We start from the raw sequence: 17,012 nt of genomic DNA, 5'->3' as shown, positions 1-17,012 counted from the left end.
TCAGGAAAGCGACGGGTGCGGCGGTCTTTCAGTACATCGCTGCCGGAGTTCAGTGCACATCCCTGCGCGCGTTGCGAAGGTTCTCGCGCACTCGCCGCGCGACCAGCACGGCCAGGTAATCCATAATCCGTGCGCCATCGCTGAATTCGGCCCACGTTTCTTCATACATCTTCGAAACGGTCTCAATCGGCGCATTGGTCTCGGCGGCGATCGTCTTGACGAGTTCTTCGGCGACGGAGCGGCTCATCAATGCCTCCTTTGGGGGGACGGTGGGCATGGGAGGACCATTAAACGTCGTCGACTATCCGACGGGCAAATACATTTAGCCTATCCGAACGACCGTATTGGTTGATCTGGATTTGTCGGATCACAGCCTGTCAAATGGCATACGGCTCGTCGAGTGAGTCATCACGAAGCACGCCATTCATTGTGTAGGCGTGAGCGTCGCCTCGAATGCACTCGCCTTCTGTCAGCATGCTGTGCAAGAATTACACTCCACAGTGACCGGTCAGGGAGCCAAAAGCGATGGCGCAACCCACTACAAGCCTTACGCCTCCGATCTTCTCCCCGAACTCGACGATATGGTTTTCGGCCTACCGTTTCGGCTGGGGCTACTGCGCCTTCGCGCTGCCCGCTCAAACGGTCTGCGAAAAGCTTGGCGCCGCCGATGAAAGTACCAAGCAACTCGCGCTCGCGTTCGAACTCGGCAAACTCCGGATCGTGCGGGCGATCGAGCAACGGGTGCCCCCACTAACAGGGGAACGGGTAGAGCTTTCGCCTGCCGACCTCTAATCCTGCCCACCCAATACCCCCGACCTTTCCCCCACGCCTACCGAATTCTCAACGACGACAACCCGATATCAGTTTGAGATCAAAGCGAGCGCCCCCGTGTAGTTCTGCTCGGGCGCCGCGTCCATACGGGCCTGTTCCCGGACACTGGCAATAATGAGCGCACCGGAGTCTGTTGAATTCTCCGCACCGTCATAAACGATCGTAATTCGACCCGGCCGCTTCCAGGCCGCTTTGAGCACTTCAAATCTGGCCCCCGTCCGGCTTTTCATGGTGACCTTCCATTTGAATGCCGGTTGGCCAAATCGGGCTTCCAGCAACGTGTAGTTGCGTTGCTGGAATGCAAGCCCTCGGGTGCTCAAACGGATGCCTTCGACGATGCCATCGATGATGCTGACGCGCATGCTGTCGCCGTCGACAAGGTCAGGCTGCTTGCCCGCCGGCCATGTGACAACCAGCGTCTCCGTGCCGAAGGGCGCAAGACCGTATCGCCGCGCGTCGGCGTGCTGGAAGCATGCATGGTCGGGGGCGCCAATGTCGCCGGGCAAGGCGGCCTGAGCCGGGCACTCGGGAATTCCCCCGATCGGCTTGGCGATCACGACGCCATACAGTCCCGTGTCCCTTTTGGTCTCGACGGGTGCGGGAGCGACGGGGGCTGGCAAGGAGGGAAGCACCGACGACTGCGGCTGGCTACCTTGATGGGGCACCGTGCAACCCGACACCGCACCAGTCAGGATTGCTAGGAAAACTGTTGCACACAAACGATTCGCTGAAGACCTGATTCTTACCGCGATTAGGCTAGCCATGTTTGTCCCCGGTTGTTTTTTATCTCCTGCTTTATGCGGACAAGATTTTTGCCAACGGACAAAAAGAGTCTGTTCGCCAGGGAACAAAGAAAGCCAGTGAGGACCCTATGGTTAGGGCAAACCCCGGGGAGCGCATTTCCGCTGCACTTGGCGTGCTGCCTGTGCCGTCAACTCCATTGGTGTTGTTCGTGGTTATCGCTTCGGTGGTGCCTCGGATTGCACCTGCCCTAGGGTCTGCGCTGATCGTCGTGCCGATCTAACCCCTCCCCCCCAACACCCCCGACCTTTCCCTCACCCCCACCGAATCCTCAACGATGACCACCCGATTCTTCCCCTCCCGCTTAGCCTGATACAGCGCGAAATCCGCCAACTCCACCAGCGACATAATCGGCATCTCCACAGCAGGCACAAGCGCAGCCCCACCAATACTGACGGTCAAGCATTCCCCCGTCGACGACCCCGCATGCGGTATGCGCAAAGCCTCGACCTCTGCCCGAATCTTTTCCGCGAGCTGCCTAACCCCGCCCGTCGGCGTAGCCGGCAACACCACGGCAAATTCCTCACCCCCAAAGCGCGCCGCCAAATCCCCCGGCCGCCCTAAGCAATTCGCCACCGTCGAAGCAATCCGCTTCAACGCATCATCCCCGGCCACGTGCCCATACGTATCGTTATACGGCTTGAAGCTATCGACATCGATCATGAGCATCGCCAACTCCAGGTCTTCGCGCGCCCCTCGGCGCCATTCCGCCGCGAGATACTCATCGAGATACCGCCGGTTGGAAAGCCCCGTCAAACCATCCGAATGCGTCAGCCGCCGCAACTCCAGATTCGCTTCCATCAACTGCTGCTGCGACTGCCTCAACGCGCGATACGCCTCGTCACGCTGCAGCAGATTGATATACGACCGCGAGTGATACCTCACGCGGGCCACCAGCTCGATCCGATCCGGCAGCTTCACTAAATAGTCGTTCGCTCCAGCCGCAAATGCAGCACTCTTGATAACCGGCTCTTCCTTAGTCGAAAGCACGATGATCGGCACATCGCGCATCGCCGGGTCCGCGCGATACTCCTTGACGAGCGTCAGCCCATCGATCCCCGGCATCACGAGGTCCTGCAGGATCACCGTAGGCCGCGTCCGATGCGCCGCCTCCATCGCCTCATCCGCCCGCGAGCAGTAGTGAAAATCGATGTTGGGATCGTCCGCGAGCGCGCGGCGCACCGCTTCGGCGACGATCGTCTGGTCGTCGACGAGCAGCACCATCACCGGCATGTCGGCGGCCGTCGGAGTCATGAGCGCCACGCGCGCCGCTTCGAGCGCGGCGTCGGCGCCGTCGGCCAGGGGTCGCAGGGTCGCCGCGTCGTCAGGGGAGCCGAGGTGATCGACAGTCATTCTGTTGCCTCTAGTCTGAATTCCAATGGGTGTGTTCTGGTCGTTTCGCGCTGGACCGTCGTCACGTTTTGACGAGTGCCGTCAGCTCGCGCGCGATGCTCTCCAGCGGCAAAATCCGGCGCGCGGCATCGAGCGCGGCAGCCGCCTTCGGCATGCCGTACACGGCGCTCGTCGCCTGGTCCTGCGCGATCGTGTGGTAGCCCTTCGTGCGCATCGCCTTCAATCCAATCGCGCCGTCGCGGCCCATGCCGGTCAAGAGCACGCCGATGGCGTCGCCCTGCCAGTGCTCGACCACGCTCTGAAAAAACACGTCGACCGATGGCCGGTATGGCATCTCGGCAGGTTCGCGCGTGTAGTCGAGCGAGCCGCTGCGCGTGAGGCGCAAGTGGTCGTCGGTCGCGGCGAGCAGCGCAACGCCGGGTCGCAGCGAGTCGCCGTCCTGCGCGATGCGCACAGTCAGCGGGGTCTGGTCGTTGAGCCATTGCGCCATGCCGTCGGCGAACGCGCGGTCGACGTGCTGCACGATCACGAGCGCCGCACGAAAGTCCTCGGGCAGCGCGCCGAGTACGGCGGCCAGCGCCGTCGGGCCGCCCGCGGACGCGCCGATCGCGACGAGCGGCGTGCTGCCGGTATGTGCCATAACGGGCACGCTCTCGCGGTACGCAAGCGGCTTGTCGAGCAAGCGGCCGATCTGATCGATCTTCGCGAGCAGCGGCTGCGAGGCGTCGGCGAGAGTGCTTTCGGCGAGCGTCGGCGTATCGATCGCGTCGATCGCGCCTGCCCCCATCGCTTCATAGACGCGCCGCGTATTCGCGCCCACGCTGTGCGTGACGACGAGGATCGCGCACGGCGCGCGCGCCATGATGCGCCGCGTCGCCTCCACGCCGTCGAACTTCGGCATGATGAGGTCCATCAGCACGATATCGGGCGGGTGGGCGACGCAAAAATCGACAGCCTCTGCGCCGTCCGTCGCCACCCACAGCACACGATGATCGGGCCGCTTCGCAATCGCGCGGCGCATCGCTTCGACGGCGAGCGGCAAATCGTTGACGATGCCGATGTTCACGATGCCTCCCTCGTCTTCTGCATCACCGTGCCTCCCCGATCAAATCGCGCACCGCATCGAGCAATGCCTCGTCATGGAAGCTCCCTTTCGCGAGGTAGTAATCGGCGCCTGCCTCGAGGCCGCGCCGGCGGTCTTCGTCGCGATCCTTGTACGACACGATCAGCACAGGCATGGTCTTCAGCATCGCGTCGCGCTTGATCAGCGTGACGAGCTCGATGCCGTCCATGCGCGGCATGTCGATATCGGTCACGACGAGATCGAAGTTCGTGCTGTGCAGCGCGTTCCAGCCGTCCATGCCGTCCACCGCAACCGTCACCGCGTAGCCGCGCTTTTCGAGCAGCTTGCGTTCGAGTTCGCGCACGGTCAGCGAATCCTCGACGACGAGCACGTGCTTGCGCCGGCGGGCCGCAACGCCTTCGATGCGCCGCACTTTGTCGAGCTGGCCGCCGCGCACGAGCTTGTCGACGGAGCGCAAGAGGTCGTCGATATCGACGATCAGCACCACGTCGCCGTTTTCCATCAGCGCGCCCGCGGCGATGTCCTTGACTTTGCCGAGGCGCGCATCGAGCGGCTGGACGACGAGCATGCGTTCGCCGAGGAAGCGGTCGACCGCGACGCCGAAGGTCTCGTGCTCGTCGCCGATCACGACGACAGCCACGTTCTCGCGCGTTTCCTCGGGTGCGTTCGCGCCGAGCAATTGATGCGCGGTGACGAGCCCGACGGGCCGTCCTTCGAACGGAAAGTGCTGCTGTCCTTCGAGCATGTCCAAGCGCTCGCGCGGCAATTCGAGCGTGCGGCGCACGTGCGCGAGCGGGAATGCGTACGCTTCGCCGCCCACTTCGACGAGCAGGCTCCGAATCACCGAGAGCGTGAGCGGCAGTTGCAGCACGAAGCGCGTGCCTTGGCCCGGCTCGTTGTGAATGCGCACGGTGCCGCGCACGGCGGTGACCATTTCGCGCACGACGTCGAGCCCGACGCCGCGCCCCGACACGTCGGTCACGTGCTCGCGCATCGAGAAGCCCGGCAGCAGCAGAAATTCCAGCAGCTCTTGTTCGCTGAGGCGGGCCGCTGTTGCTTCGTCCGCGAACTGCCGGCGCACGACGGCCTCGCGCAGGCGATCGAGATCGATGCCCGCGCCGTCGTCGCTGACGCTGATCAGCAGCTTGCCCGCGCTATGCCGCGCGTCGAGCGTGAGCGTCGCCTCGGGCGGTTTGCCTTTCGCTTCGCGCTCGTCGGGCGTTTCCACGCCGTGGTCGATGGCGTTGCGCAGCAGGTGGCCGAGCGGCGCCTCGAGCATGTCGAGGATATCGCGATCGACCTGCGTGGCCGCGCCGACGATCGAAAAGCGCACGCGCTTGTCAAGCGAGCGCGCGAGGTCGCGCACGAGGCGCGGGTAGGCGTGCGTCGCGTCGCCGAACGGGCGCATCCGGCATTGCAGCGCTTCGTCGTAGAGCTGTTGCGCGAGGTGGGTGCTGCGGCGATCGAACCGGTCGAGTTCGTCGACGCGCGCGGCAAGCAGTTGCTGCGTGTTGGAGAGCATCGCGCGCACGTCGCCGAGCGCCGCGAGCGTCAGCGGGTCCAGGCGGTCGGCGAGTGCGTCGTAGAACGCATCGAGCGCGCGCGCCGCGTCGCGTTGCGTGCGCTTCACGCGCAGCATCGATTCGGCAAACGGCTTGAGCCAGCGCGATTCGACGAGCGATTCGCCGGAGAGGCTCAGCAATCGGTCGAGGTTGTCGGCGCGCACGCGCAGCATGCGGTCGGGTTCGCGTGTCGTTCTTTCGCGAGCGGGGGCTTGTGCGAGCGATGCGGTCGGCGCTTCGGATGCTCGAGCGGTTGAGTCGTCCGCAGTGCGGCTCGGAGTGGGCTCCGTGGCGCCGGTGTCAGCCGTATGCGCAGGGCCAGGGCTTGACGACGCAAGCGCCGCAGTATCCGCGCCGAGCAGCGCAAGCGCGGCGCGCATGGTTGCCTCTTCGTCGGCGCTGGAGGTTGCGCGAGTGCCGCTCGTTGCCGCTGCATCCTGCCCAGGCGCGGCATGCGACGAGGCGAGCCGCATCGCGAACGTATCGACGTCGGCGCGCGTGACAGCAGCGGCCGGATTCGTATCGCCGACGCGCACGATCAGATCGATCCCGTGCAACAGCGCATCGATATGCGACGCGCTCAACGTGAGCTCGCCGCGCTGCGCGGCAACGAAGCACTCTTCCATCAGATGCGCGATGTCGACGCCATCCTGCAAGCCGATGATGCGCGCGGCGCCCTTTAGCGAATGCGCCGCGCGCATGCAGGCTTCGAGCGCGGCGGCATCGGCGGGTGTGTGCTCCAACGCGAGCAGCCCATCGGAGAGCACGCGCGTTTGCGTGAGCGCATCCTCGCGGAACAGATCGAGCAGCGATACGTGGCTCAGGTCGTCGTCGGTGCCCTCTGTGCGCGCCGGGCCGCCCCAAGCGGACAGAGGCGCCCCCTCGGGGGGCAGCGAACGCGGTGAGCGTGGGGGCTGTTTCATCGCAGGCTCCCGGCAAGCGATTCGAACACGCGGTCCGGATCGAGCAGGCCGATCGTGGTGTCGCGCCACGCGAGCACGCCGCTCGCATGCGAATGGGTTGTGTGCGCAAGCGTCGTCGGCACGGGCAGCAGCTCGCTCGCGGCAAAGCGCACGACGCCTTCGACTTCGTCCACCGGAAACGCGACAGGCTCGCTGCGATGCGCGGCTACCAGCATGCGCGGATAGATCTTGCGCGGCGCGTTCGCGACGGAGGCGGTGCGGTCCAGATGCAGCAGCTCCGCGAGCGATACGGCGACCGTCAGCGCGCCGCGAATGTTGACGAGCCCGAGCACGATGCGGTTGCGCCGGTGCGGCAGCGAATGGATCGGGCGAATGTCGTCGATTTGCTTGAGTGCCGTGCTCGGCAGCGCGAGCCATTCGTCGGCGACGCGGAACACGAGGGCGGAGTGGGGGGCTGCCGCGGCTGAGCTTGCACCGGGTGCGCCGGCCGCTTTGCGGCTCGAGGCGCGAACCGCTCGATCGGCATTCGTCGCGCGCGCGGCTTGTGCCGCGGCGGCGAGGTCCGCGTCGTCGAGCGGGCGATCCAGCAGCTTGGATGCGGCGTGCTCGAAGACGGGGCAGTTCAGGCAGCGCGAATAGGTCGACAGTTGCTCGCACGAACCGTCGCCGCGCGTGCCGATGCGATTCCAGCAAGCATCGACGGGCGCGGTGGCGCTTGGCGTGGCGGCGTCCTCGCGATTCATGGCGTCCTCACGGGGGATTCACGCGTGCCGCTGGTGGCATTCGCGCGCGGCTTCGCGCGTTCGACGCGCCGCATGAGTTGCTGCGCGCCCGCCGCATCGCCGATCATGTCGAGCAGCGCGGCCAGATGCGTGAGTGCTTCGTAGTGCGCGGGCTCCAGATAGAGCGCTTTGCGGTAGTGCTCGCGTGCTTCGGCGCTGCGGTTTTGTGCGTCGGCGATCAGGCCCAGCAGGTAGAACGCGTCCGCGTGCGGGCCGTGCTGTTTCATGACCGCGTGCGCAAGTATTTCGGCTTCGTCGAGACGGCCCGCGTCGGCGCAGCGTTGGGCGTCGTCGAGCGTGGCGGTTTGATTGGCTGCGGACTGCGGCGGTGCTGTCGTTTGACGCGCCACGGGAACACGCGGGGAGATCAGCCTCGGCGGTGTATAAAGCGGCGCCGCAGCCGATGCCGCCGTTTGGCGCGGCCTGTTGAGGGGCAGCGCCGGCTCCGGCGGCACGACGCTGCGCGCCGTCGGCACGGACACCGACACGGGCACGCAAAGCGGCAACACACGCGCCGCACGCGCGGCCGCTTCCTCCGGAATCGCACGCTGAAACGCGAACGCGAGCGGAATGCGCGCCGAACTCAACGGATGCCGCATCATCAAGCCGGTCTCCGCAGGCCCGACGAAAATCGTGCCGCCCGGCGCGAGCTGCGCATTGAGGCGGCGAATTGCGTGGTCCTGCGCGTCTCGGCCGAAGTAGATCAGCATGTTGCGGCAAAAGATGAAGTCATATGACGCATCGCCGCTGGACGTTGCGTCGAACAGATTCACTCGCGTGAAACGCACCGTTTGCCGGATGCGCTCGTTCAAGAGCCAGCCGTCCTGTGTCTCGCCGAAGTGGCGCGCGCGGAAATCGAGCGCACGGCCGCGAAACGAATTGCGTCCATACAGCGCGGTACGCGCATGAGCGAGCGCGCGCTCGCTGATATCGACCGCATCGACCGTGAATCGCTCGGCGCCGATGCCCGCATCGAGCAACGCCATCGCAATCGAGTACGGTTCTTCGCCGGTCGAGCAAGGGGCGCTCAGGACACGCAGCACGCGCGCCGGTTCGCGCACGAGCCGCTCGGCGGCGAGGCGCGCGAGCGCCGCGAAGGCTTCGCTGTCGCGGAAGAACCAGGTCTCCGGCACGACGAGCGTTTCGATGAGCGCCTGCCGCTCTTCGGGGGAGGCGATCAAAAGTTGGTAGTAGGCGTCGAGCGCTTCGTCAGGGGCTTGCGTCAAGCGAGCGCGTTCCTGCACCGCGCGCGACAGTGCGCGCACGCCCAGCGTCGATGCGTCGATGCCGGTTTCGCGGGCGAGCCACGTTTCGTAGCGCGAGTGGGCGGCGTCCATGGTTGCGCTCATGCTTCAGGCGCCGTTTGGGCCTCGGCGGGGGCTGGCGCAAACAGCAGTGCCTTCACCTCGTCGTCGAGCATGTCGCGTACGTCGACCCACTGCACGAGGCCATCCGCATCGCTCGCCACCGGTCCGAGCCAGCGGGCATGCGGCGTCGCCACGCCGCTGTCGGCGAACTGCTCGCGCGCGATGCGGCGCGTTTGCGTCGCGTGCTCGACGACCAGGCCGAGCGCGCGGTCTGCCACTGCGCCATCCACGCTCACGCGATAGCGAGCAAGCACGAGCCGCGTCGAGCGCAGCGCTCGCGCGGGGCGGCCGAGCGCGAGCTGCGGCACGTCGATGACCGGCACCGGCTCGCCGTGCCGCTCGAATAGGCCGGCCACCCATGCGGGCGCGCCGGGGATCGCCTTGACGGGCGTGAGCGCCAGCACTTCGACGATCTGCGCCGCGTCGAGCGCGTACCGGTCGCCGTCGAGTTCGAACAGAAGAAAAAGCATCGCGTCGGGCCGCTCAAGCGTTGCGCCGGTCAATCAGGCTTCGATCTTGAAGCGCGACACGCCGGTGCGAAGCTGGTTCGCGACGAGCGTGAGGTCGTCGATCGCCTGCGACGACTGGCGCAGCGACTCCGCGGTCTGCTGCGCCGATTCGGACAGTTGCGAAAGCGCCTGCGTGATCTGCTCGGCGCCGTTCGCCTGCGTCTGCATGCCGTCGTTCACGCGCGCAAAGCGCGGCGCGAGCGCCTGCACCTCGTTGATGATCTGCGAGAGCTGACCGCCCACGTCCTGCACGTCGCGCATGCCTCGGCGCACTTCCTCGGAGAACTTGTCCATGCCCATCACGCCTGCCGAGACCGCCGATTGGATCTCTTTGACGGTCTGCTCGATGTCGTAGGTGGCCACGGCTGTCTGGTCCGCGAGGCGGCGGATTTCGGTGGCGACCACCGCGAAGCCGCGCCCATATTCTCCGGCTTTTTCGGCTTCGATCGCGGCGTTCAGCGAGAGCAGGTTGGTCTGGTCGGCGACCTTCGTGATCGTCGCGACGACTTGATTGATATTGACGGCCTTCTCGTTGAGGATCGAGAGCTTCGCGTTGACCGAGCCGGCGGCTTCCATCACGCCGCGCATCGTTTCCTCCATGCGCGCGACGCCGCTCTGGCTCGCGCCCGCGAGCGTCGCCGATTGCTCCGCGACCGCGGACACCTCGTTGATCGTGCGCAGCAGATCGCGCGCCGTGGCGGAGATTTCGCGCGAGGTCGCGTTGATCTCGGTGGTCGTTGCGGCGGTTTCGCTCGCGGTGGCCTGCTGCTCCTTGGACGTGGCCGCGATCTCGCCGACCGACGTCGTCACCTGCAGCGACGACTTCTGCGCCTGCGCGACGAGGCTCGTGAGCTCCTCGGCCATGCGGTTGAAGCCGTCCTCGAGCGTGCCGAACTCGTCGTTGCGGCGCAGGTTCAGCCGCTGCGTGAGGTTGCCGGTGCGCATCACGTCGTGCACTTCGACGAGCCGCGCCATCGGCACCGTCACCGCGCGCAAGAGCGCATAGCCGGTCACGAGCGCGACCAGCAGCACGACGCCGAGCGCCGTGGCGAGCGTGTACTCGGTGCCGCTGACGGAATCACGGATCGCGTGGGCGGAATCGTCGGCCTGGCCGTGGTTCTCCGCGACGAGAACGTCCGCTTGGCGAATCACGTTCTCCCAGGCGGGCCGCACGCGCGAGAACGCGGCTTGCGCGGACGCTCGCGACGTCTGCGCCTGCTGCACGACATCGTTCACGAGCGGCAGATATTGGTCGTAGGCCGACTTGAACTGAGCGAAACGGGCTTTGTCGTCGTCGCGAAAGAGCGTGGTTTGATAGTCGCTGACGTTCTTGTCGAACGTGCGCATGGTGTTTGCCAGACGATCGAAATCGCGTTTGGCGGCTTGGTCGTCGGCGGCGGTGAACACGGCGCGTTCCAGCGCCTCATAGCTCTCGACCGACGTGATGCGCAACGCGGCCGCGTAGTAGAGGCCGGGCACCGAGTCGCGGTTCAGACTGACCGCTTCGTCGTCGATCGCGCGCAAGCGCGTATAGGAAATCGCCGCCATCACGAGCATCAACACGAACAGCGCGCCGAAGCTCACGACAATGCGGCGGCCGAGCGTAAACCTTGCGCCGACGGAAACGCCGGGCAGGGGGGTGCTGTTCGCGCGTGGCGTCACGGTAGCCATCGTCAATGCCTCTTTCTGAAGTGATTAAGCGGGCGCCAGTGCTACGAGCGCAATTCCGGCAATGACCTAAAGCTAAACGACTTCGCGGCGAACCATTTCGTCGAAAAGTGCAAGTAATGCCTGGCAGATCGATGCTTCGGCGGTTGCGGCGGGCCTTCCGGTCAAAGGCAATGCCGCTCGTTACGGCTCGCGTGGTCTCGCTTGTCTGTGGTTTGAAGGATTTTCTATAGGCCGGATCGCGCCGGTCAATCCGTAATTATGACAAGGCAATAAAAACTGCAAAGAAAGCGTATTGAAAGTCCGTAATGCCCGCGTTTTGACGCGCCGCGCCTCACGCACTCCGCCGCATGCGTTTGCTTCTCGACGCGGCCTTGAACTCATCCACAAAGAACTGCAATCCGCCAAGCTGCTGTGCAAGGTAGCCGCCCGTCGCCATCGATTCAGGCGCGCGCTTGTCGCCGGTCGGCGGGTATTCCGCCGAAAAATCCGCCGTACCGAACACCATGTCCCAGATCGGAAACACCGCGCCGTAATTGCACGAATTGCGGCCCGCCGCGCGCAAGCCATGATGCAAGCGATGAAAGCGCGGCGACACCAGAATCCGGTCGCCGAGCCAGCCGAACGAGAGCTTGATGTTCGCGTGGCTCAAGCTCTCGATGAAGCGCATGAACAGGAACAGCAGCGGAAACTGCAGCGGCGGAATGCCGATCGCGAGCCCCACGATGCCGAACCAGATACCGGCGACGAGATCGTCGAGCAAATGATTGCGGTCGTCGGACCAGAAGCTCATTTGCCGCTGCGCGTGATGCAAGGCATGCAGCGCGTACCAGCTGCGGAACGAATGCGAGAGCCGATGACGCCAGTAATCGGCGCAATCGAGAATCAGCGCGTAGCAGATGAACGTGATGATCGGGTGCCCGAGCAGCGATGGGATCAGCGTTTCGAGCGTCGGCGGGATGTAGCCTTGAGCGACCACGAAGCCGTTCACCCACACTTGCACCTGATAGAACAAGAGGAAGGCCACGACAGGCAGCACGCCGACGCGATTGAGGACCGTATAGAACGCGTCGGTGAGCACCGCTTTGCGGTCGTCCCACTTCTCGATCGGGAAGATCGCTTCGAGCGGCCAGCAAATGGCGTACGTCACGATCACGGCAAAGAATCCATACACGCAGATCAGCGCCCAATCGAACGAGAGCTCTTCCCACTCCATCCAGCCGAAGTGATAAAGCACCGGCAAGACCAGGTACTGGTCGATTTCGCCGGCGAGCATGTTGAAGAATCGGTCGAGGAAAACCAGCATGACGCGTTAGCCTCTTTATAGCGTTTCGGCGGTGACGAGCCCCGGACGGCTCAACTCGGTCGTGAGGAAGATGCCGTGCGGCGAGCGGCCCACGTCGATCGTCTGGTAGCTGCCGCTCACGGGGTCCAGCACCGCAACCTGCTCGCGGAAGCGCAGCGTCACCCAAATCTTGCCGTCCGGGCCGACCGCGATATCGTCGGGGCCCGCGGCATGAAACGGATACGTGCGGCGGATCGCGAACGTGTTCGGATCGAGCGCGACGAGCGAGCCGCCGATCCGGTTGGACACGTAAAGCGTGCTTTTGTCCGGCGTGAGAAACACGTTGTGGGGGCCCACGCCGGTTTTAACGCGGCGCAGAACATTGCCGTTGGCCGGATCGACCTCGGCCACATAGTCGGCCCCCATCACGCAGACGAGCACCTTGCCGTTGTGCCAGAGCACGCCGGCGGGCGTCGAGCCCACTTTCGAGGTCCAGCGCGTCGTCATGTTGGTCAGGTCGAACGAGACGAGCGTGCCCGACTGCTGCATCGAGTTGAAGCTCCAGCGCGAATCCGGCGAGAAATCGAGGTGGCTCGGCATGCCGCCCGGCGAGAAGCGCTTGACGAGCGAGAGATCGTCGGCGCGGTAGATATCGACGTAGTTCAGGCGCAGCGCGTTGACGACGAGATAGCGGTGATCGGGCGTGAAGCCAAGCTGATAAGGATCGGCGATGGTCTTGTGGCCGAGCGCGGTGCCTGTCTTCGGATCGACGATGAAGAGCGCGTTGCCGCTTGCGTCCGCGATATACAGCTTGCTGCGGTCCGGCGAGAGCGCCCAGTGGCTCGGTTCGCGCAGCGTCGGCAGATTGCGGAGCACTTGATGCGTCGTCATGTCGATGACCGAGACGCTCGCTTCACCCGAGTTCATCACGATGGCGAGCGACGGTATCGAGGCCGATGCCGCGGCGCTGGCGTTGCGGGGACGAAGCGCGAGAATGGGTGACAGACTGAGACTGAGGGGAATGGCCAGGCTATGGCCTAGCAGTTCACGGCGGGAAAGCTTCATGGATGTGTGCGATCGGAGTGCGGCTGCGGCTCCAAGCGGAAGCGCTGCCACTTGAGAAAAGCGTTCGATGGTGAAGCGGTCGCACGTCACTATACGCATCGATTCTTTCATTTCCGCTATACGGTGCGGGGTTTTTGAAGAATTTCGCGCAAGCGCGCCGGAGCGAGCATCCGCTGTCGTGCTTGACTAACTACCTAGTGGTAGATAAATTTAAGCGCATGGAACCTTCAACTGTCCGCGAACAACTGATCGAGCACGCCGTGACGCTGATGATGACGCACGGATACAACGGCTTCAGCTATCGCGATCTCTCCTCACTGGTCGGCGTCAAGACGTCGAGCATCCACTATTACTTCCCGAAGAAAGAGGACTTGGCGCTCGAGGCGGTGAACGTCTATAGCCGCGACGTGATGGGGGCGGTCGCCACCATCGATGCCTCGCTGCCCGCCGACAAGAAGCTCGACCGCTACGCGAAGCTCTTCGGCCGCGTGATGGGCGACGGGACGCAAATCTGTCTGTGCGGCATGCTGGCGGCCGATATCGAGTCGCTGCCCGACGACGTCCGCCACGCCGTGCAGGCGTTCTTCAAGACGAACGAGGCGTGGCTCACGAAATTGCTCGAAGAAGGGCAGGCCGACGGCACGCTGCGCGTCAACGGGAAGGCCGAAGGCGCGGCGCGCGTCCTGTTCGCGTCGTTCCAGGGCAGCGTGATGGCAAGCCGCCTGTTTCATTCGAAGGCACGGCTCGACGATGTGGTGAATACGGTCAAGGCCGCCTAGTCCCGCATAAAGTGCTGCAGCACAGCAACTCCTTCGATTTTTACACCTTCCTCCCTAGCGCCGGTTCCGGCTATCGCTGGCATTGAAAATGCCAATTGGGAACCGGCGTTTCACCTCCTAGATTTAAAAGTACGGCGCTTTTCCGGCGGGCGCCGCGGCGTGCATTCTCCCTACCAGCGTTGCAGATCCCAAATTCACGAAAAGCGCGTCCCCACGATGCCGGATCAACAGGAGGTCCAGATGACACAACTCAAGGGTACGAAGACGGAGCAAAACCTGAAGGACGCGTTCGCGGGCGAATCGATGGCGAACCGGCGGTACTTGTACTTCGCCGCCAAAGCGGACGTCGAGGGACAGAACGACATCTCGGCGCTATTCCGTTCGACGGCTGAAGGCGAGACGGGCCATGCGCACGGTCATCTGGAGTATCTGGAGGCAGTGGGCGACCCGGCAACGGGTTTGCCGATCGGTTCGTCGCGCCTGAACCTGCAATCGGCCGTGGCGGGCGAAACGCACGAATACACGGACATGTATCCCGGCATGGCGCGCGTGGCGCGTGAGGAAGGCTTCGACGAAATCGCCAACTGGTTCGAAACGCTGGCGAAAGCCGAACGCAGTCACGCCAATCGCTATACGAAGGCGCTCGAAGCGCTCGTCGATTGATTGACGCGCGGGCAAGCATGCCGGCTCGCGCCGGCATGCCCAGCACCGTTTCCAAGAGCGCGCGGCGCCCGGCTGGGTGCTGCGCGCTTCAAGGCTGCCGTCTGTGAGCGTGGACCTTGGCGCAGACCCGAGCGCGGACGTGAGCCTGGCTCCTGTCGACCAGAGTTAGCGCTTCAGCACTTACTCCGGTCCCATGCAAAGCTCCACTTCGCTCACCGCTTTCAAGGCCGATACCGTCAAGGAGCGTGATGTCATGCCACATAAGGAAGGCAGTCTCGAGGCGCCCACTCGTCACCCGCTGGATTGGCGCTCAGAGGATTTCTACGATCAGGCTTCACTCGATAAGGAACTCGCGCGCGTCTTCGACATTTGCGCCGGCTGCCGGCGCTGCGTGTCGCTATGCGGCGCGTTTCCCGCGCTGTTCGATCTCGTCGACGAGACCGATTCCGGCGAAGCGCACGATGTCAGCCCGAGCGAATATCCCAAAGTCGTCGACCAGTGCTATCTGTGCGACCTCTGCTACATGACGAAATGCCCATACGTGCCGCCTCATCCGTGGAACGTCGATTTCCCGCATCTGATGCTGCGCGCGAAGGCGACGCGATACAAACGCGGCGACGTGAGCCTGCGCGACAAGTTTCTTTCGAATACCGATGCGCTCGGCAACTTCGCGGGGATACCGATCGTCACGCAGACCATCAACGCCGTGAACCATACGGCGTTTGCGCGCGGTGTGATGGAATCGGCGTTGGGCGTCGACAAGAACGCGTGGCTGCCCGATTTCGCGCCGCGCAAGTTTCGAAGCGACGCGCAGGCGTCGCCCGAGCATGCGGTGCGTGACGGCGAGCGCACGCCCGGCAAGGTCGCGATCTACGCGACGTGCTACGTGAACTTCAACGAGCCCGGCATCGGGCACGATCTGCTCGCCGTGCTGGCGCACAACGAGATTCCGTACGTGCTCGTGTCGAGCGAAGCGTGCTGCGGGATGCCGCTCTTGGAGCAAGGCAATCTCGATGGCGTAGCGGCGAAGAAGGCGCAGAACATGCCCGTGCTCGCCAAGTACGCGCGCGAAGGCTATGCGTTGATGTCGGCGATTCCGAGCTGCGTGCTGATGTACAAGCACGAGTTGCCGCTGATGTTTCCCGATGACGAAGAAGCCAAGCTCGTGAGCGAGGCATTCTGGGACCCGTTCGAATACTTTGTCTCGCGCCATCGCGATGGTCTCTTGAAGACGGACTTCAAAAGCGAACTCGGCAAGATCTCGTATCACGTGCCTTGCCATGGGCGCGTGCAAAACATCGGGCGCAAAACATCGGAGACGCTATCGCTCGTGCCGGGCACGGAGCTGAACGTGGTCGAGCGTTGCTCGGGGCATGCGGGCACCTTCGGCGTGAAGAAAGAGTTTCATCGCATGGCGATGCAGATCGGCACGCCGGTATTCAAGGCGATGGCGGGGGCAGAGCCGGATTACATTGCGTCCGATTGCCAATTGGCCGGGCACCACATCGCCCAGGGCATCGAGGAAAACGGCTTGAAGGAAACGCCGCTGGCGCATCCGCTGACGTTGCTGCGCAAAGCCTATGGCGTGTGACGGCATGAGGTTCGCATGACGTTCAAGAGCCGGCTCGCTTAAGGCCGCTCCTATTCTTTTTATGCAAGGAACGCGCAATGACCATTTCCAGGAATTCGCTGCTGACACTCGAGGCTTATTCGAAGGTGCGCACCGAGATGCGCGCACGGGTGATCGAACATAAGAAAACGCGTGCCGTGCATCTCGGCAACCACATCGTGTTCCTGTTCGAAGACGAAACGACGATTCGCTATCAAATTCAGGAAATGCTCCACATCGAAAAGATCTTCGACGAAGAAGGCATCCTCGGCGAGCTGAACACGTACCTGCCGCTCGTGCCCACCGGCAACAACCTCATCGCGACGATGCAGATCGAATATGACAACGTGATCGAGCGCCGCGCGGCGCTGGGTCGTTTGATCGGCATCGAGGACCGCGTATTCATGCAGGTGGACGGTGAGGCGCCGGTGTTTGCGATCGCCGACGAAGACCTCGATCGCGAGAACGACGAAAAGACCTCGGCCGTGCATTTCGTGCGCTTCGAATTCACGCCGCACATGAAGGCGAAGCTGAAGCAGGGCGCGCAGCTTTTGGCGGGATGCGACCATCCGAACTACCCGGTGCCGCTCGTGCCGATCGAGCCTGTCGTGCTCGCTTCACTTCTCAAAGACTTGGCTTGAACCGCTTGAACCTTTAGGGCCTGTCGTTAGTGTGAACAGGCCCTAGGCTCGGCTCATCGAGCCATACGGTTTTGGCCGCTCGGCCTGAGC

At 63.9% G+C, this 17,012-nt stretch carries 17 protein-coding genes; 6 read left to right on the top strand and 11 right to left on the bottom strand.

All coding sequences use genetic code 11. The features are described from left to right. Positions 1-49 precede the first annotated feature (49 nt). Positions 50-247: a DUF3562 domain-containing protein gene (locus FAZ95_RS38155; protein WP_137337448.1), complete on the bottom strand. Its 198-nt coding sequence runs from the start codon at positions 245-247 to the stop codon at positions 50-52. A 278-nt stretch (positions 248-525) separates the two neighbouring features. On the opposite strand from FAZ95_RS38155, the gene FAZ95_RS38150 reads away from it, so the two are divergent. Then, entirely contained in the window at positions 526-792 is a 267-nt protein-coding gene (locus tag FAZ95_RS38150) for a hypothetical protein (protein WP_137337447.1), read from the top strand. A gap of 68 nt (positions 793-860) precedes the next feature. On the opposite strand, the gene FAZ95_RS38145 is transcribed toward FAZ95_RS38150, so the two are convergent. Then, positions 861-1,388 carry a hypothetical protein gene (locus FAZ95_RS38145; RefSeq protein WP_137337446.1) on the bottom strand — a complete coding sequence of 176 codons (528 nt, stop codon included), beginning with the start codon at positions 1,386-1,388 and terminating at the stop codon, positions 861-863. A 209-nt stretch (positions 1,389-1,597) separates the two neighbouring features. Here FAZ95_RS38145 and FAZ95_RS39700 point away from each other — a divergent pair, with 209 nt between their 5' ends. After that, the gene (locus FAZ95_RS39700; protein ID WP_175425879.1) at positions 1,598-1,855 is read left to right on the top strand and encodes a hypothetical protein; all 258 of its coding nucleotides are present in this window, start codon (positions 1,598-1,600) and stop codon (positions 1,853-1,855) included. Here FAZ95_RS39700 and FAZ95_RS38135 read toward each other — a convergent pair. The 9 genes from FAZ95_RS38135 to FAZ95_RS38095 all read right to left on the bottom strand — a co-directional run bounded on the left by FAZ95_RS38135 (position 1,852) and on the right by FAZ95_RS38095 (position 13,230). After that, positions 1,852-2,985 (bottom strand): GGDEF domain-containing response regulator, encoded by a 1,134-nt coding sequence (locus tag FAZ95_RS38135; protein WP_137337445.1) that lies wholly within the window; start codon positions 2,983-2,985, stop codon positions 1,852-1,854. The genes FAZ95_RS39700 and FAZ95_RS38135 overlap by 4 nt on opposite strands. A gap of 61 nt (positions 2,986-3,046) precedes the next feature. Next, a complete protein-coding gene (locus tag FAZ95_RS38130) occupies positions 3,047-4,051 on the bottom strand; it encodes a chemotaxis response regulator protein-glutamate methylesterase (protein WP_137337444.1) in 1,005 nt (334 codons plus the stop codon). Positions 4,052-4,073: 22 nt separating this feature from the next. After that, positions 4,074-6,554 carry a hybrid sensor histidine kinase/response regulator gene (locus FAZ95_RS38125; RefSeq protein WP_137337443.1) on the bottom strand — a complete coding sequence of 827 codons (2,481 nt, stop codon included), beginning with the start codon at positions 6,552-6,554 and terminating at the stop codon, positions 4,074-4,076. After that, positions 6,551-7,297 (bottom strand): chemotaxis protein CheW, encoded by a 747-nt coding sequence (locus FAZ95_RS38120; RefSeq protein WP_137337442.1) that lies wholly within the window; start codon positions 7,295-7,297, stop codon positions 6,551-6,553. Before FAZ95_RS38120 ends, FAZ95_RS38125 begins: the two co-directional genes overlap by 4 nt. Then, positions 7,294-8,673 (bottom strand): CheR family methyltransferase, encoded by a 1,380-nt coding sequence (locus tag FAZ95_RS38115; protein ID WP_137337814.1) that lies wholly within the window; start codon positions 8,671-8,673, stop codon positions 7,294-7,296. The genes FAZ95_RS38120 and FAZ95_RS38115 overlap by 4 nt, the downstream gene beginning before the upstream one ends. An 8-nt stretch (positions 8,674-8,681) precedes the next feature. Next, entirely contained in the window at positions 8,682-9,173 is a 492-nt protein-coding gene (locus tag FAZ95_RS38110) for a chemotaxis protein CheW (protein ID WP_137337813.1), read from the bottom strand. 33 nt (positions 9,174-9,206) lie between these two features. After that, entirely contained in the window at positions 9,207-10,883 is a 1,677-nt protein-coding gene (locus tag FAZ95_RS38105) for a methyl-accepting chemotaxis protein (RefSeq protein ID WP_137337441.1), read from the bottom strand. Positions 10,884-11,214: 331 nt separating this feature from the next. After that, entirely contained in the window at positions 11,215-12,186 is a 972-nt protein-coding gene (locus tag FAZ95_RS38100) for a sterol desaturase family protein (RefSeq protein ID WP_137337440.1), read from the bottom strand. Between the two features lie 15 nt (positions 12,187-12,201). After that, positions 12,202-13,230: a YncE family protein gene (locus FAZ95_RS38095; protein WP_254700207.1), complete on the bottom strand. Its 1,029-nt coding sequence runs from the start codon at positions 13,228-13,230 to the stop codon at positions 12,202-12,204. A gap of 218 nt (positions 13,231-13,448) precedes the next feature. Between FAZ95_RS38095 and FAZ95_RS38090 the strand changes: the two genes are divergently transcribed. The 4 genes from FAZ95_RS38090 to FAZ95_RS38075 all read left to right on the top strand — a co-directional run bounded on the left by FAZ95_RS38090 (position 13,449) and on the right by FAZ95_RS38075 (position 16,922). Continuing rightward, positions 13,449-14,009 (top strand): TetR/AcrR family transcriptional regulator, encoded by a 561-nt coding sequence (locus FAZ95_RS38090; protein WP_137337439.1) that lies wholly within the window; start codon positions 13,449-13,451, stop codon positions 14,007-14,009. A gap of 240 nt (positions 14,010-14,249) precedes the next feature. After that, the gene (locus FAZ95_RS38085) at positions 14,250-14,672 is read left to right on the top strand and encodes a rubrerythrin family protein (RefSeq protein ID WP_137337438.1); all 423 of its coding nucleotides are present in this window, start codon (positions 14,250-14,252) and stop codon (positions 14,670-14,672) included. A 253-nt stretch (positions 14,673-14,925) separates the two neighbouring features. Further along, positions 14,926-16,263, top strand: a complete 1,338-nt coding sequence (locus FAZ95_RS38080; RefSeq protein ID WP_137337437.1) for a (Fe-S)-binding protein — start codon at positions 14,926-14,928, stop codon at positions 16,261-16,263. 77 nt (positions 16,264-16,340) lie between these two features. After that, positions 16,341-16,922 (top strand): DUF3501 family protein, encoded by a 582-nt coding sequence (locus FAZ95_RS38075; RefSeq protein ID WP_137337436.1) that lies wholly within the window; start codon positions 16,341-16,343, stop codon positions 16,920-16,922. Positions 16,923-17,012 lie beyond the last annotated feature (90 nt).

Origin of the sequence: Trinickia violacea (assembly GCF_005280735.1) — a bacterium.
Classification (GTDB): Bacteria; Pseudomonadota; Gammaproteobacteria; order Burkholderiales; family Burkholderiaceae; genus Trinickia_A; species Trinickia_A violacea.
Note: the sequence above shows the minus strand (reverse complement) of the source record. Positions and strands in the feature narration are given on the sequence as shown.

Excerpts from the sequence above, each read along its gene's own strand:
- FAZ95_RS38150 (WP_137337447.1), top strand. The coding sequence starts at position 526 with ATGGCGCAACCCACTACAAGCCTTACGCCTCCGATCTTCTCCCCGAAC.
- FAZ95_RS38135 (WP_137337445.1), bottom strand. The coding sequence starts at position 2,985 with ATGACTGTCGATCACCTCGGCTCCCCTGACGACGCGGCGACCCTGCGA.
- FAZ95_RS38105 (WP_137337441.1), bottom strand. The coding sequence starts at position 10,883 with ATGGCTACCGTGACGCCACGCGCGAACAGCACCCCCCTGCCCGGCGTT.
- FAZ95_RS38085 (WP_137337438.1), top strand. The coding sequence starts at position 14,250 with ATGACACAACTCAAGGGTACGAAGACGGAGCAAAACCTGAAGGACGCG.
- FAZ95_RS38100 (WP_137337440.1), bottom strand. The coding sequence starts at position 12,186 with ATGCTGGTTTTCCTCGACCGATTCTTCAACATGCTCGCCGGCGAAATC.
- FAZ95_RS38095 (WP_254700207.1), bottom strand. The coding sequence starts at position 13,230 with ATGAAGCTTTCCCGCCGTGAACTGCTAGGCCATAGCCTGGCCATTCCC.
- FAZ95_RS38155 (WP_137337448.1), bottom strand. The coding sequence starts at position 247 with ATGAGCCGCTCCGTCGCCGAAGAACTCGTCAAGACGATCGCCGCCGAG.
- FAZ95_RS38110 (WP_137337813.1), bottom strand. The coding sequence starts at position 9,173 with ATGCTTTTTCTTCTGTTCGAACTCGACGGCGACCGGTACGCGCTCGAC.
- FAZ95_RS38090 (WP_137337439.1), top strand. The coding sequence starts at position 13,449 with ATGGAACCTTCAACTGTCCGCGAACAACTGATCGAGCACGCCGTGACG.
- FAZ95_RS38125 (WP_137337443.1), bottom strand. The coding sequence starts at position 6,554 with ATGAAACAGCCCCCACGCTCACCGCGTTCGCTGCCCCCCGAGGGGGCG.
- FAZ95_RS38075 (WP_137337436.1), top strand. The coding sequence starts at position 16,341 with ATGACCATTTCCAGGAATTCGCTGCTGACACTCGAGGCTTATTCGAAG.
- FAZ95_RS38080 (WP_137337437.1), top strand. The coding sequence starts at position 14,926 with ATGCCACATAAGGAAGGCAGTCTCGAGGCGCCCACTCGTCACCCGCTG.
- FAZ95_RS38120 (WP_137337442.1), bottom strand. The coding sequence starts at position 7,297 with ATGAATCGCGAGGACGCCGCCACGCCAAGCGCCACCGCGCCCGTCGAT.
- FAZ95_RS38115 (WP_137337814.1), bottom strand. The coding sequence starts at position 8,673 with ATGGACGCCGCCCACTCGCGCTACGAAACGTGGCTCGCCCGCGAAACC.